10 protein-coding genes are annotated in these 13,492 nt (G+C 66.0%); 4 read left to right on the forward strand and 6 right to left on the reverse strand.

Going from position 1 to position 13,492, the window contains the following annotated elements:
• Positions 1-9 precede the first annotated feature (9 nt).
• The 6 genes from GD606_RS10275 to GD606_RS10300 all read right to left on the reverse strand — a co-directional run bounded on the left by GD606_RS10275 (position 10) and on the right by GD606_RS10300 (position 10,202).
• Positions 10-3,918 carry a transporter substrate-binding domain-containing protein gene (locus GD606_RS10275; RefSeq protein ID WP_163301565.1) on the reverse strand — a complete coding sequence of 1,303 codons (3,909 nt, stop codon included), beginning with the start codon at positions 3,916-3,918 and terminating at the stop codon, positions 10-12.
• A gap of 107 nt (positions 3,919-4,025) precedes the next feature.
• The gene (locus GD606_RS10280; RefSeq protein ID WP_163301566.1) at positions 4,026-4,937 is read right to left on the reverse strand and encodes a sensor domain-containing diguanylate cyclase; all 912 of its coding nucleotides are present in this window, start codon (positions 4,935-4,937) and stop codon (positions 4,026-4,028) included.
• Positions 4,934-6,094 (reverse strand): PAS domain-containing sensor histidine kinase, encoded by a 1,161-nt coding sequence (locus GD606_RS10285; protein ID WP_246299051.1) that lies wholly within the window; start codon positions 6,092-6,094, stop codon positions 4,934-4,936. The genes GD606_RS10280 and GD606_RS10285 overlap by 4 nt, the downstream gene beginning before the upstream one ends.
• A gap of 8 nt (positions 6,095-6,102) precedes the next feature.
• The gene (locus tag GD606_RS10290) at positions 6,103-6,480 is read right to left on the reverse strand and encodes a response regulator (RefSeq protein ID WP_163301568.1); all 378 of its coding nucleotides are present in this window, start codon (positions 6,478-6,480) and stop codon (positions 6,103-6,105) included.
• Between the two features lie 3 nt (positions 6,481-6,483).
• Entirely contained in the window at positions 6,484-7,008 is a 525-nt protein-coding gene (locus tag GD606_RS10295; RefSeq protein ID WP_163301569.1) for a chemotaxis protein CheX, read from the reverse strand.
• Positions 7,005-10,202, reverse strand: coding sequence for a transporter substrate-binding domain-containing protein (locus tag GD606_RS10300; protein ID WP_176629270.1), 3,198 nt, complete (start codon positions 10,200-10,202; stop codon positions 7,005-7,007). The genes GD606_RS10295 and GD606_RS10300 overlap by 4 nt, the downstream gene beginning before the upstream one ends.
• A gap of 243 nt (positions 10,203-10,445) precedes the next feature.
• Between GD606_RS10300 and GD606_RS10305 the strand changes: the two genes are divergently transcribed.
• From GD606_RS10305 to GD606_RS10320, 4 genes are all read left to right on the forward strand, one after another.
• Positions 10,446-11,519 carry a tRNA(5-methylaminomethyl-2-thiouridylate) methyltransferase gene (locus GD606_RS10305; RefSeq protein WP_163301571.1) on the forward strand — a complete coding sequence of 358 codons (1,074 nt, stop codon included), beginning with the start codon at positions 10,446-10,448 and terminating at the stop codon, positions 11,517-11,519.
• 182 nt (positions 11,520-11,701) lie between these two features.
• The gene (locus GD606_RS10310; RefSeq protein ID WP_163301572.1) at positions 11,702-12,274 is read left to right on the forward strand and encodes a helix-turn-helix domain-containing protein; all 573 of its coding nucleotides are present in this window, start codon (positions 11,702-11,704) and stop codon (positions 12,272-12,274) included.
• A gap of 44 nt (positions 12,275-12,318) precedes the next feature.
• The gene (locus tag GD606_RS10315; protein WP_163301573.1) at positions 12,319-12,528 is read left to right on the forward strand and encodes a hypothetical protein; all 210 of its coding nucleotides are present in this window, start codon (positions 12,319-12,321) and stop codon (positions 12,526-12,528) included.
• A 55-nt stretch (positions 12,529-12,583) separates the two neighbouring features.
• Positions 12,584-13,459 carry an MBL fold metallo-hydrolase gene (locus GD606_RS10320; protein WP_163301574.1) on the forward strand — a complete coding sequence of 292 codons (876 nt, stop codon included), beginning with the start codon at positions 12,584-12,586 and terminating at the stop codon, positions 13,457-13,459.
• Positions 13,460-13,492 lie beyond the last annotated feature (33 nt).

The following is a 13,492-nucleotide window of genomic DNA, read 5'->3' on the forward strand; positions in this document are numbered from 1 at the left end:
TGGCCGGGCCTATGCCGCCGCCTCAGCGGAAGGACGCTGTTTGGGCAGCGTGAAGGTGAATGTCGTCCCCTGGCCCGGGACCGAGACGACCTGGACCGTCCCCCCCAGGCGTGTCAGCTGCTCCCTGACGGCGAACAGGCCGACCCCCCTGCCGGAGAGGACATCGGAGGCCTTTTGCGTGGTCATGCCGCGTTCAAACACAAGGTTCAGATCCTGGAGCGTATCCCCCGTGGCGCTGACGCCCATCTCCCTGGCCTTGTCCTGCACGGCCTGGACGCCAATGCCCCGGCCGTCGTCCTCCACCACGATCCGCACCCTGTCGCCCAGATCCGTCACCCGGCAGGCCAGACGCCCGGCCTCGGGCTTGCTTGCGTCCAGGCGGATCTCCGGCTCCTCGATGCCGTGGACCACGGCGTTGCGAAAGACGTGCACCAGCGCGGAGACAAACGGGGCATACGTCTTGGGCGGCACCCGGACGGCATCGCCTTCCACCGCAAAGGGCTGCACGATCTTGCCCGTGCGTTCGGCCAGTTTGCGGGCCGATTCGGGATACGCCGCCAGCATGTGGCGCAGATCGCGCTCCCGCAGACGGCGCACCTCCTGCAAAAGGACGCCATCCCCGGCCGTGAGCCCGATCTCCCCGGCCCGGGCCGCCAGTCGGACGGCCAGCCCCTCCAGGCGTTCCACCAGGTCCACGGAAACCGGGACATGGCGGGCCTGTTCGAAAAACGCCTCCCCCAGGGCCGCCCGGATGATCCCCAGGTCGTCGTCCAGGGCCGATCCGCAGCCGCTTTCCTCCCAGGCGGCCCTAAGCCGGGCCTGATCCCACCGCCGCTCCCCTGCGGCCAGCCGCGCGGCCAGGGCGGTTTCCAGCCGATGCAGGGCCTGCGGGGAATGGATGAACTCCAGTTGCAGAAAAAGCCCCTTGAAGGTGTGGACGTGGCGATAGAGGGTCGGCAGGCCATAGCCGCCGTCCCCGTCGTCCATATCGCCCACATCGTCCGTGCCGTCCGGGCCGTCTGGGCCGCCGGGGGCTCGGGGGGGCTCGCCGCGCACCCTGGTCCGGGCGAAACGTTCGTAGTCGGCCAAAACGCTCATGAAGTCGTCCCTGTCGCGCGCCGCCGCCACGATCATGGCCAGGCGTTTGCGCTCCCGCTCCACCTCGGCCTCCAGGGCGCACTTGTCGGTCACGTCCGTGAGCACGAGCATGATCCGCCCGCCCTCCAGAAACCGGTATTGCGCGTCCACCTGGGTGTCGCCCAGGACGAAATGCCTGGGCATGAGCGTCAGGAGCAGATCGCGCTTGAAGGCGTCCTCCTGGGCCAGGATGCGCCTGACGTTGTGCCCGAAGACCTCCCCGGCCTTGGCGTCGGCAGGATACAGAAGGGCCGGGATGGGCGACCCGGCGGCCGGTTTGCCGAACAGTCGGTCGCATTCCCTGGACAGCTCCGGCTCGACCAGTCCGTCGGCGGCAAAGGAGAGAAATCCCTGGCCGGAGTTGTCGAGCAGGGTGGATATCTTGGCATGGGCCCGGCCCAGATTGTCGCTGGCCAGGGTCACGGCCCGGTTCAGGCGCACGAGCTTGCGGTTCCAAAAGACGATGGCCGCCACGGCCACGGCCAGCCCGGCCAGGATCTTCCAAAACAATTCGTAGTCGAACCCGTGCTCGAAGGTGATGGATATCCAACGCGAAAAGATGTCGCGGCGCTCGTTCTCGGTCAGCGAGGCCACGGCCATGTCGAAGACCTGGGTCAGGTCGGGATTTTGCTGGCTGACGCCGACCGCCAGGGACAGGTCGCCCTCCAGCTTGCCCGCGATCTTGATGTCGGCGAAACGGCCTTGGCCGATGGCGTAGCTGATGGCGGCCAGAGTATCCACAAAGGCGAATATCTCCCCGCTTTGGAGCATCCGCAGCCCGTCCTCCACGCTTGGCGCCCTGACCACCTCCACCTCGGGATAGTCGCGCAGGGCGTCCTCGATCCAGGCCTGCCCGGCGACCGCGCCGATGCGTTTCCCGGCCAGGGAGGCCATGTCGGGCACGAACATGGTGTCGGTCAGGGTGGCCGCCACCACGGGAAAGGTCAGGTAGGGACGGGTGAACGACATGGACCGCCTGCGTTCGTCCGTGGGGGGGATAGCCGGGATGATGTCGCACAGGCCCTCGGCCAGGCCCTCCAGGCTCTGCTCCCAGGTCTTCGTGGGAACCAGCTTCAGGTCCACGCCGATGCGCTCGGCCATCAGGCGGACGTAGTCGGCGGCCATGCCCTCGAAGTTCCCCTGTTCGTCGATGCGGCCAAACGGCATCCAGTTGGGATGCACGCACAGGCGCACCGCGCCCAGCCGGGAGAGCATCTCCTGCTCCGACGGGGTCAGGGGGATGTATTCCTTGTCCATCCGGTCAGCGGCAAGCCACTTTTGCCTAAGCTCCGACATCTGCCGTTCGCCCACCGTGGCCATGGCCTTGGCCAGGATGCGGGCCAGGACAGGCTTGTTTTTGCTTACGCCGAACCGGATGTTGACGGTGGGGAAATGCCTGTTGTCCACCAGGGCCCGGGTCTGCAAATTGAGCAGGAAATGTTTGCGGATCAGGTAGTTTTGTACCGGAAGGCTGTCGATGGCCGCATCGGTCTCGCCCGTGGCCACCGCCTGCAGGCAGCTGAGGGCGTCCGGCAGGGCCTTGAGCCTGATGTCCGGGTAGTTGGCCGCAAGCACTTTCTCCGTGAAAAACCCCTTGGAGACGGCCACGGTGCGTCCCGCCAGACTCTCCAGGGTCGGCGGGGGCCCCTTGCCCTCCCGCGAGGCGATGCCGTGGACCAGGGTGGCGTAAGGGGGCGTAAAATCCGTATAGGCCTCGCGCTCCGGAGTCGAGGCCATGTTCATGAGGACGTCCAGGGTTCCGCCTTGCAGCCGGTGCTCGAACTCGTCCCATTCCGGCCCGATCACATACCTGACCTTGAGCCCGGCCATCCTGGCCAGCATGTTCATGTAGTCCACGGAATAGCCCTGGGGCAGGCCGTTGACGTTGAAGTTGAAAGGCGGCCAGTTGGATTCGTTGGAGGCGGTGAACACGGGATTGTCCCTGATGTAGCGCCGCTCCTCGGCCGTGAGGTTCAGGCGCGCCGCGCCGGATGCGGAAACGTCGGGGCGCAGCCAGTCGTCTTCCATGGCGTGCATGGCCTCAGGCGGCAGGGCGGCCTGGGCCTTGGCCAGGATGGAGGCCAAAAGGGGCCAATCCTCGCGGATCAGGGCATAGACCTCGAAGCTGTGCTCGGGAAGGCTCAAGACGCGGATGTCGTCGCGGCCCATTTCCCGGATGGTCCGGGTCAGCCCGGCCATGTCGCCGAGCATGGCCGCCGCCTTGCCGGTGGCCGCCATGTCCACGGCCTGGCGCGGGGTGTCCGCAACGAGCAGGTCCATGCCCGGATGTCCTTCGCGGGCGAACTCCGCCGCCAACGAGCCCCTGACCACCGCAACAGGGCGGCCCGAAAGCTCCTCCAGGCTCTTCGCCTGGCTGGTCGCCAGACAGGCAAGGCCCATGGGGACATGAAACAGGGGACCGGAAAAAAGGGCGAAAGCGGCCTGGCCCGGGATTATGCCCGAGCCGCCGACCATGTCGATGCCCTTTTTTTTCAGGGCGTCGAACACGGGCTGGATGTCTTTTCCGTCGCCTATGGGCGTGAAACGGAACTCCATGCCGGTGAGCCCGGCCATCTGCCGGTAATAGTCATGGAGGATGCCGTCGGAGCGTCCTTTCTCCATGATGGAGAGCGGCGGCCTGTCGGCGTCCGACCACGTGACGACGGGGTGGGCCGCAACGAATGCCTGCTCTTCAGGGGTGAGATTGAGTTTCTGGGCGTCGGCCAGACCGGCCCACAGGACGACAACAAAGACGTACATCAAGGCCACACGTGTTTTCATGAAAGCGACCGCCGGTTGTCATGTTCGGCACAGCCTGAAAAAGCCGTCCTCTCTTCCACGGGGCGGAACACGCGCCTTGGCCGACCGGAAAAACACGCCCGGGCCGTTTAGCCGCTTTCCTCCGCCAGGCACACCCGGTCCCGGCCCAGGGTCTTGGCCCGGTACAGGGCCGCGTCGGCCCGGCTCACCAAGCGCGAGGGCAGCTCGCCGGGTTGCGATTCCGCCACCCCGAAGCTCATGGTCAGCTTCGAGCCAGCGGCGTACTCCCGCGCAACCACCGCCCGGCGCAACTTTTCGGCCAGCTTTCCGGCCCCGGCCAGACCCGTTTCCGGACACACCACCAAAAACTCCTCCCCGCCAAACCGCCCCACCACATCCGTGCCCCGCACCCCTGCGGACAGCACCCCGGCCACGGCCTGAAGCGCTTCGTCGCCCACGGCGTGGCCGTGCTGATCATTAATGAGCTTGAAATGGTCGATGTCGCTGATGATGACCGAAAAGGCCCGGCCATGCCGATCCCGGCGCGCGGCCTCCTCGGTCAAAACGCGGTCCAGGTTCAGCCGGTTGGCCAGACCCGTCAGGGGATCGGTGGACGAAAGACGGCCCAGCTCCTTATTTTTGAGGGCCAGTTGGGCATGGGCCTCGGCCAGCCGGTTCTGGGTCTCCTTGAGTTCGGAGATGTCCACGGCGATGGAATACTTGACCACCCTCCCGTCGGGCCAGCTCATGGCCCTTTCCTGGAGCTGGAACCAGCCGTCGGCGGCGTCGTTGAAATGCTCAAAAACCAGGGTCTTGCCGTTGGGCAGGCCGTCTTTGGTGATCAGCTCCCGGATGCGGCAATAGGAGCAGGGCTTGTCCAGGTCGTAGAGGGTCTTGTGGCAGGGTTTGCCCACATGGTCGCCGAAAAGCTCCCGAAAATGCTTGTTGCTGAAAATAATCTCGTAGGTGGTCACATCCACGGCATAGATGCCGAACGGAATGAGGTCGAAATGGGACTCGAACAGGCTGCTCTCGATCATTGCGGCGGTTCACCCCCTTCGCTGGCTGCGGCTGTTGCGGGTACGGGAAAACAGACCGTGACCGTGGTGAACCCGGGCCGTGAGGCGTCGAGGGAGGCCCGGCCGCCGTGGGCCGTGACCGCAAGCATGGCCGAATAGGCCCCCAGGCCCGTGCCGTCGCGCTTGCCCGAGGTGACGTATTTCTGGAAAAAGCGTCCCCGGATGTCCTCGGGCACCTCTCCGGCGTTGTGGATGGACACCACGGCCTCATCCCCCACCCGGTCGAGGGACACCGTGATCTCCTGGCCGGGGGGCGAGGCCTCCACGGCGTTTTTCACCAGGTTGGAGAGCATGCTGTAGCACAACAGCTCCTCGCCCTGGACCGCCAGCACATCGCCATCCGCCGCAGGCCTGCCCTGAAAGAGCACCCGCACCGGACGATCCGCAAAAAAGACATCGGCGGCCACATCCTGGGCGGCCTTGCGGGCCACGGCCACCAGGTTCACCTCCACCGGCCGCAGATGGTAGGTACCGGTCTCCAGGCGGTACAGGTCGAAGGTCCGGTTGATCATGTTGAGCATGGTGATCCCGGCCTCCTCCATCATGTGCGCCAACTTCACCCCTTCCGCGTTGAGGCCGTAGTCCGGCAAAAGGGGCGGAATGCCGATCAGGGCGTTGAGCGGGGTCTTGAGGTCGTGGCGGGCAATGCGGTCCACATGCTCTCGAAGGCGCACGTTTTCCTGCAACAGCTCGTTTTGCCGCGACAGCTCGCGATTTTTCAGGGCCAGCTCGGCATGGGCCTCGGCCAGCCGGTTCTGCACCTCTTTAAGCTCCGTGATGTCCACGGCGATGGAATACTTGACCACCCTCCCGTCGGGCCAGCTCATGGACTTCTCCTGGAGCTGGTACCAGCGGTCGTCCTTGTCGTTGAAATGCTCGAAGATATAGGTCTTGCCGTTGGGCAGGCCGTCGCGATCCACCAGATTGCGTATCTTGCAGAACAGGCAGGGTTGGGGGGACTCATAAATGGCTTCGTGGCATCTGCGCCCGGCCAAGTCGCCCAGCCGGTCCCGGAAGTGGCGGTTGACGAAGATCAGATTCAGAGTGGCCACGTCCACCACGTAGATGCCGAAGGGGATGACGTCGAAATGCGTCTCCAGGAGGCTGCTTTCCAGCATGTTGCCGCTCATTCGAGGTATTTCCCGGCCACGGCCTCCAGGTGCTCGGCCAGTTTTTCCATCTTCACGGGTTTGAGGACATAGCCCTTGGCCCCGGCCTCGATGGCGTCCATGACCATCTGCTCCTGGCCGTGGGAGGTGACCATGACGATGACCGCCTTGTCGTCCACGGCCATGATGCGCTTGGTGGCCTCGATGCCGTCCATGTCCGGCATGGTGATGTCCATGGTCACCAGATCAGGCTTCACGCGCGGATAGTCCTCGGCGGCCTGGCGGCCGTTTGAGGCCACATGGACCACCTTGTGCCCCAGATCCTCAATCATCTTGACCATCTTTTTGATGGTCAGATTGGAATCGTCCACCACCATGATCGTCAGCGGTCTCATGGTTTATGCCTCCACGTAGTCGAGGGTGTCGTCAAAAAGCTCCCCCGGGCCGATGAGATGGATGTTCAGGCCCCCGAAAGCCGTCGCCAGGCTGGCCGAGGCGAACTTGGCCCCCCGGTGGCGCATGACGCTTTTGGCCTCGGTGATCACGATGGGCGGCGACAGGCCGATGACCCGGCCCTGGGCCGACATGTCGGCCAAAGCGTTGCCCACGATGATGTTGATGATGTCCCCGGCGGTTTCCTCGACATACGTCTCGCGTTCCTCTTCGGCAATATCCAATTCCTGGCAATAGACCTCGAAGGCCTTGATGATCAGCGATTCGTCGAAGCTATAGGCCAGGTAGAGCTTCATGTTGTCCGTGGCGCTCATGATCGCGGTCAGATGCTTGAGGTCGAGTTTTTGCACGTCGTCGAGGTGCTGGGACTGGGTCGTAACCTCGATGCCCAGCTCCTCGCCCAAAAAACCCACCGTGCGCACGGTGAGGGCCTGCAAGAGCCGATGGATGTCCACGGAGGGGGCGCTCATGACTGCTCCTTTCCCTTCTCGGTTGCTGACAGCGGTACACGCACGGTAAACGTCGTCCCCCGGCCGGGACGGCTTTCGATGTCCATATCCCCGCCAAGCCGTTTGGCCGCCTCCAGCACGGCGGCCAGCCCCACGCCGCGTCCGGCGGCGCCTGCGGCCTTGGCGTCCCCGTCGGCGGTGCTCAGGCCCTGGGCCAGCACCAGGCGCACCACCTGGCCGCCGTCCATGGCCGCGAGCTCGTCCTTTTCGGCGATCCCCAGGGCGGCGGCCTTGTCCCGCACGGCCACGGGATCGATCCCGGCCCCGTCGTCGGACACCCGAAGACACAGCAGGCCGTCCTTTTTCTCCACGGACACGGCCACGGTCCCGGCCTCGGGCTTGCCAAGCCGGAGGCGCTCCTGGGGAGGCTCGATGCCGTGGGCCACGGCGTTGCGCACCAGATGCACCATGCGCCGGGCCAGCGGGCCGAACAGGTCCGGGTCCACGGGCACGGCCTGGCCGGACACCGGCGGCACGGTCACCGCCTTGCCCAGGCGCTCGGCCAGTTGGACGGCGGTTCCCAGGGGAACGGCCAGCAGCTCCCGCATGTCTACATGCCTAAGGGTCCGGGCCCGTTCAAGAAGCGCATGCAGACGCGGGTCCGGAGTCGGCAGGGCGGCGGCCAGGCCCTCGGCCAGGCCCTCCAGTTCCCGGGCCGCCTCCTCGCCGATGCACACCGCGTCGCGCCGCTTGAAAAAGTCGTCGCCAAGCGTCTGGCGCAAAAGGGCCAGATCGGCCTCCAGTTCCGCCAGCACCGGGGAAAGACGCATCACCCCGCCAAGCGAGGCCGCCGTGGCCTGCTCCGGGTTAAGGCCCGACAACCGCGATTCCAGGTCGTGCAGGGCGGCGGACACCCGGCGGCATCCGAACAACTGAAACAGCCCCTTGAAAGTATGCACCCGGCGGTAGTGGCGGCGCAAGGCCTCACCCGGGGTCTCGCCCGGAGCGACCGGGGTCCGGCAGGTGGACGCAAAGTCCCGAAAGGAGTCCGCCACCTGGAAAAAATCGCGCGGATCGCGGGCCACGGCCACCACGTTGGCCAGCCGCCCGCGCTCCTTCTCCACCTCGCTCTCCAGGCGGCGGGCATTCGTGACGTCGGTTAAGACCAGCATCAGCCGCCCGGGCCCGGACATCCGGTATTCCACCTCCAGGTCGCGGTTCCCCAGATGCACGGACGCAGGCATCAGCGACAGGTACAGCGACCGCCGGAAATCGTCGTCCTCGGCCAGGATGCGGCCGACGTTTTTGGCGAAGTCCCCGCAGGCCCGGGCATCGTCCGGGAAAAGCAGGGTCTGGATGGTCTCGCCTGCGGGATCGCGGCCGAAGATGTCCAGGCATTCATGGCTGAAGCGGGGCTGCACCCGGCAATCGACCCCAAAGGACAAGAACCCCTGGCCGGAATTGTCCAGAAGTGCTGACAGCTCCTCCTGGGCCTGTCTGATGGTCCGGTTCAGACGGGTGAGCTTGCGGTTCCACCACACGATGAGCACAATGACCAGGGCCGCGCCCGCCGCCACCCGCCACACCAGGGTGTAGTCGAAGCCATGCTCGAAGCGCACGGCCACCCACTTTTTGAAAATGGCGTCCAGCTCCTCGGCGGCCAGGCTGCTTATGCCCTTCTGGAAAATGGACAAAACCTCCGTCTTCCCCCGGGGTACGGCCAGGGACAGATCCAGATGGTCTTCCAGGCGACCCGCGATCTTGAGGCCCGTCAGCCGCTCCTTGTCGATGCGGTAGGCCACGGCCGGAAGCACGTCCACAAAGGCCCCAAGCCCTCCGGAGGCCACCTGGGACAGGCCTTCGGCCTCGGTGGGCATGTCCACCACGTCCAGGGACGGATACTTGGAGCGCAGGATGGCCGCCGTGGCATGGCTCCGGACCACGCCCACCCGGTCGTGCATCAGGGCCTTTGGCCCGTCTACGAAGGGATGGTCGGCGCGGGTGGCCACCACCAGGGGCAGACGCAGATAGGGGCTGGTGAAATCGAGAAAGCGACGGCGCTCGGGCGTTTCCACGGCGGCGGCAATGAAGTCGCAGCCGCCTTTTTCGGCCGTCTCCAAGGTCTGGGACCAGGAGGCGGTGGGAACCAGGCGGGTCTCCACCCCAAGCCGCTCGGACAAAAGGGCCAGGACGTCGGCCGCCATGCCCTCGAACCGACCGGTTTCGCTGATCCGCTCGATGGGCGGCCAGTCCGGGTCCACGCAATAGCGCAGCGAACCCTTGTTTTGCACGAACTCGCGCTCCCGGCGGTTCAGGGTCACCCGGGCCGGGGCCGGGCCCGCAACGCCCGCAGAGCCGCCCGCCGCGTCGGCCCGGGCCGCCGCCTGCCCCGAGGCGTACAGGGGCAGCCACTTGGCCATGATGGCCGCCTTGTCCCACACCGGAATGGCCTTCAGGGCCTTGTCCAGGATGGAGGCCAATTCCGGCATGTCGTCGCGCACCAGGGTGTAGATGTCGAAGGCGAAATCCGTCAGGCCCGAGACCTTGAGGTTGCTGAGTCCCGCCTTGCGGATGCCGTAGGTGACCACGGCCAGGTTGTCGAGCATGGCCTGGGCCTGCCCCGAGGACACGGCCAGGAGGGCCTCGGCGGGATCCTCCACCACCAGGAGGTCCACGTCGGGATGGTTGTCCCGGACATATTCGTAGGCCGTGGAGCCGCTGGCCACAGCCACCCGCTTGCCCTGCAACTCAAGGATGGAACCGGCCATGACGTCGTCCCGGGAGACGATGGCCAGGGGGAAGCGCAAATAGGGACCAGCGAACAGGGCGTATTTTTCACGCTCGGCGCTCCGGCCCGTGCCGTCGATCATGTCGATGCGCTTGTCGCGAAGGGCCGCCAAGACCTTGCCGAAGTTCCGGGAATCGCCCTGGGCCTCGAACTTGAAGGCCAGGCCCGTCATGGCCGAGACGATTTCGTAGAAGTCGTGGAAGATACCCTGGTACTTCCCGTTCTCCACCATGGCCAGTGGCTCCCAGATGGAGTCGCTGAAGGTGATGACCGGATGGGCCTCGATAAAGGCCTTTTCCTCGTCAGTCAGGCCCAGTTCGGGGAGAGTGTCGGCGACAGCCAGGGACGATCCGGAAAAAACGGTCGCCAGGACCGCCAGGACCGCCAAAACGCGCCGAAGCGCCGCAACGGGAACAAATGAAGCCATGATGCTCACCAAAACATGTTCCTTGGGCTGGTTTTGCAAGGACATCGGATAGCACCCCTTGGCAGGACAGGCAAGCCGGAGGCCTCGCGCCGGGGTCGCGTCCGGACACCCTGCCGCCCCCCTGCCAATGACAAAGAAAAAGACCGGTTGAGGCAGCACGCGAATTGACCGATCACCCCGGGGCCAAGGCCGACGCGGCGAACTCCTTGCCAGCCGTGCTCCCAGGCTTTAGGCTCGACGCCTATGAAACGCTACGACGCCCTTTCCCTTTTCTCCGGAGGCCTGGACAGCGTCCTGGCCGCGCGGACCCTCATGGACCAGGGCCTTTCCGTCCTGTGCCTGCACTTCGTGAGCCCCTTTTTCGGCAAGCCCGGGCGTCTTGTCCACTGGCGCGAGGCCTTCGGCCTGGACATCCTGGCCCTGGACGTGGGGCAGGAATACGTGCGCATGCTTTCCGACGGCCCGGCCCACGGCCTGGGCAAGTTCCTCAATCCCTGCATCGACTGCAAGATCTTCATGCTCGACCGGGCCGTGGCCCTTTTGCCGGAGTATGGGGCCAAATTTGTGGCCACGGGCGAGGTGGTGGGCCAACGCCCCATGTCCCAGCGCCTGGACGCCCTGCACGTCATCCGCCGCGACTCCGTCGCCCGGGAGGTGCTGTTGCGCCCGCTGTGCGCCAAGCGCCTGCCCGTGACCCCCATGGAGCAAAGCGGCCTGGTGGACCGGGAACGCCTGCACGCCATGAGCGGCCGAAGCCGCAAGGAACAGCTTGAGCTGGCCGGACGCATGGGCCTGCCCGAGGTCCCCACCCCGGCCGGGGGCTGCATGCTCACGGAGATGGAATCGGTCAGGCGATATTTTCCGATCTTCATACACCATCCCGAACCCGGGGCCACGGATTTCGAACTGGCCAACATCGGCCGACAATATTGGGCGGGCCCCCTGTGGCTGACCATCGGCCGAAACCAGTCCGACAACGCCAGACTGGAGGCGGCCCTGGCCGAAAACGACCTGGTGTTCAAGGTCCGCGACCATCCCGGCCCCCTGGCCCTGGCCCGACGCCTGCCCGGCGCGGTCTGGGACGAGGCCGCCATCCGCGACGCGGCCGCCTTCGTGGCCTCGTTCTCGCCCAAGGCCCGGCTGGCCGGAAAGGAAACGGCCGTCTCCGTCGGCGGCGCGGCCATGAGCCCGGTGTGGGCCGTCCCCGCCCGGGAAACCCCGCTGTCCTGGCGCGAACCCGCCTGGGACGAGGCCGCAGGCGACAAGGCCGCGCTTTTCGCCGCCAGACGGCGCAACCGGGAGCTGGGCCTCGCCTGACGCCCCCGGGACTGGCGCCCGGCCCCGGGAAAGGATTCTGATGACCGCTATCGGTTTCCTCCCCTTTTCCAGGAACATCCGAAGTCCCCGACCCGTACTCACAATCCGTTGCCAATTCGCCGCCCGTGTCCTACATCCGCGATATGAATACACATGACCTGAAAGGTGTATTCGGTCGAAGATTGCGCCATCTGCGGCAATCCCGCGATCTCACCCAGGCCGCCCTCTCCGAACGTATCGGCATCTCCCTGGACTACCTGTCCAAGATCGAACGTGGGCTGGCCTCCCCTTCCTTTTTCGTCATCGAAAAGCTCTCCCGGCATTTCCAGATCTCCCCGGCCGTCCTGTTTCTTTCCCCGCGCGACTTCGCCGCCGGGGCCGACCAGGAGGACGGCGAGGCCGCCGCCTACCGGGCCCTGGCCTTCATGCATTGCGTTGACCCGATATTTGTCGCCAACACCGACGCCATCATCGTGGATGTCAACACCGTGGCCGAACGGGAATTCGGCTGGCAGGCCAGGGAGCTCCTGGGACGCCCCCTGCTGTCGCTGGTGGCCGACGACTGCCTGGCCTACGTGACCGAAATCGTGTCCCTGTGCGGCAAGGGCACGGATCTGCGCAACGCCAGGGCCTCCCTGTTGGCCCGGGATGGCAAGCATATCCCGGTCATGGTGTCCGTCACCCTTTTGCGAGACAAAAAGGACTCATCGTCCCGCATCGTCTTCGTGGCCAAAACCATGCCGGCGGGGGGGTAGACGCCCCGTTTCGCGACAACGGCAGCCTGGGAGAATGACGGAGCATGGCTTCTTTCAAAAAATGCGGACATTGCGGCTGCACCCGGGCGGGGACGGCGGTTTTCTGCTGCCCGGCCTGCCAGTTGCTTTTTTGCGAGCGTTGCGGGCTGGCCCTCTCCGTCAATACCTTCACCTATTGTCCGCGGTGCGCCAGCATGAAGCACCGCGACACCGCGTTGGCCGGATACATCGGCACGCCGGGCGACCAGGCCTGACCCCACGGCTTGCCCCCGGCCCCCGGCAGGGATACACCACGTCCCGGAGGCCGCCATGAAGCTCACGGTCCTTGCCGACAACACCACCCTCATCGAACGCTATTTCCTAGGCGAGCCCGGCCTGTCCTTGTTTCTGGAGGCGGACGGCTCACGCATCCTTTTCGACGCGGGCTATTCGGACGTCTTTTTGCGAAACGCCGAAAGGCTGCGCATCGACCTCTCGAACCTCGACCATGTGGCCCTGTCCCACGGCCACCTCGACCACATCTGGGGCCTGGAGCACCTCCTGCGGCGCCTGACCGAGGACGCCTGCGAGGACCGCCCTGTGGCGCGTCCCGTGCTCACGGCCCATCCCGACGCCTTGTCCCGGCGGGGCATGGGCCGGGTTCCGGCCATCGGCAACCACCTCTCCCCGGCCGTGCTGGCCGATTTTTTCACCCTGCGCCTGAGCAAAGCTCCCGTGGCCCTGACCGAGCGCCTGATCTTTCTGGGCGAGATCCCCCGCCACTTCGACTTCGAGTCCGCCTCGAGCCCGGGAGATCCTCTGCGCCACGCCGACCACGATCTGCCCGCCCCGGGCCAGGCCGCGGCCCCGGGCCTCCCGGACACCCTGGCCGACGACACGGCCCTGGCCTATGCCAGCCCCGCCGGGCTGGTGATCCTGGTCGGCTGCTCCCACGCGGGCATCTGCAACATCGTGCGCCACGCCCGCCAGGTCTGCGGCGAGACGCGCATCCGGGACATCGTGGGCGGCCTGCACCTGCTTTGCGCCCCGGCCGCCAGGCTTGAGGCCACGGGCCGCTGTCTGGCCGAATTCGCCCCGGCGGCCGTGCATCCCTGCCACTGCACGGACCTTGCGGCCAAGATCGCCCTGTCCCGGTTCGTGCCGGTTCTGGAAACCGGCTCGGGACTTGTCCTGGACTATCCGTAACGCCTCCCGCCGCCGACGTGTTTGCCTCCGGAG

Source organism: Desulfolutivibrio sulfodismutans DSM 3696 (assembly GCF_013376455.1).
GTDB classification, from domain to species: domain Bacteria; phylum Desulfobacterota; class Desulfovibrionia; order Desulfovibrionales; family Desulfovibrionaceae; genus Desulfolutivibrio; species Desulfolutivibrio sulfodismutans.

Bases quoted from the DNA above. Each gene is read 5' to 3' on its own strand.
- GD606_RS10275 (WP_163301565.1), bottom strand. From the start codon at position 3,918: ATGAAAACACGTGTGGCCTTGATGTACGTCTTTGTTGTCGTCCTGTGG.
- GD606_RS10285 (WP_246299051.1), bottom strand. From the start codon at position 6,094: ATGCTGGAAAGCAGCCTCCTGGAGACGCATTTCGACGTCATCCCCTTC.
- GD606_RS10295 (WP_163301569.1), bottom strand. From the start codon at position 7,008: ATGAGCGCCCCCTCCGTGGACATCCATCGGCTCTTGCAGGCCCTCACC.
- GD606_RS10290 (WP_163301568.1), bottom strand. From the start codon at position 6,480: ATGAGACCGCTGACGATCATGGTGGTGGACGATTCCAATCTGACCATC.
- GD606_RS10305 (WP_163301571.1), top strand. From the start codon at position 10,446: ATGAAACGCTACGACGCCCTTTCCCTTTTCTCCGGAGGCCTGGACAGC.
- GD606_RS10315 (WP_163301573.1), top strand. From the start codon at position 12,319: ATGGCTTCTTTCAAAAAATGCGGACATTGCGGCTGCACCCGGGCGGGG.
- GD606_RS10280 (WP_163301566.1), bottom strand. From the start codon at position 4,937: ATGATCGAGAGCAGCCTGTTCGAGTCCCATTTCGACCTCATTCCGTTC.
- GD606_RS10320 (WP_163301574.1), top strand. From the start codon at position 12,584: ATGAAGCTCACGGTCCTTGCCGACAACACCACCCTCATCGAACGCTAT.
- GD606_RS10300 (WP_176629270.1), bottom strand. From the start codon at position 10,202: ATGGCTTCATTTGTTCCCGTTGCGGCGCTTCGGCGCGTTTTGGCGGTC.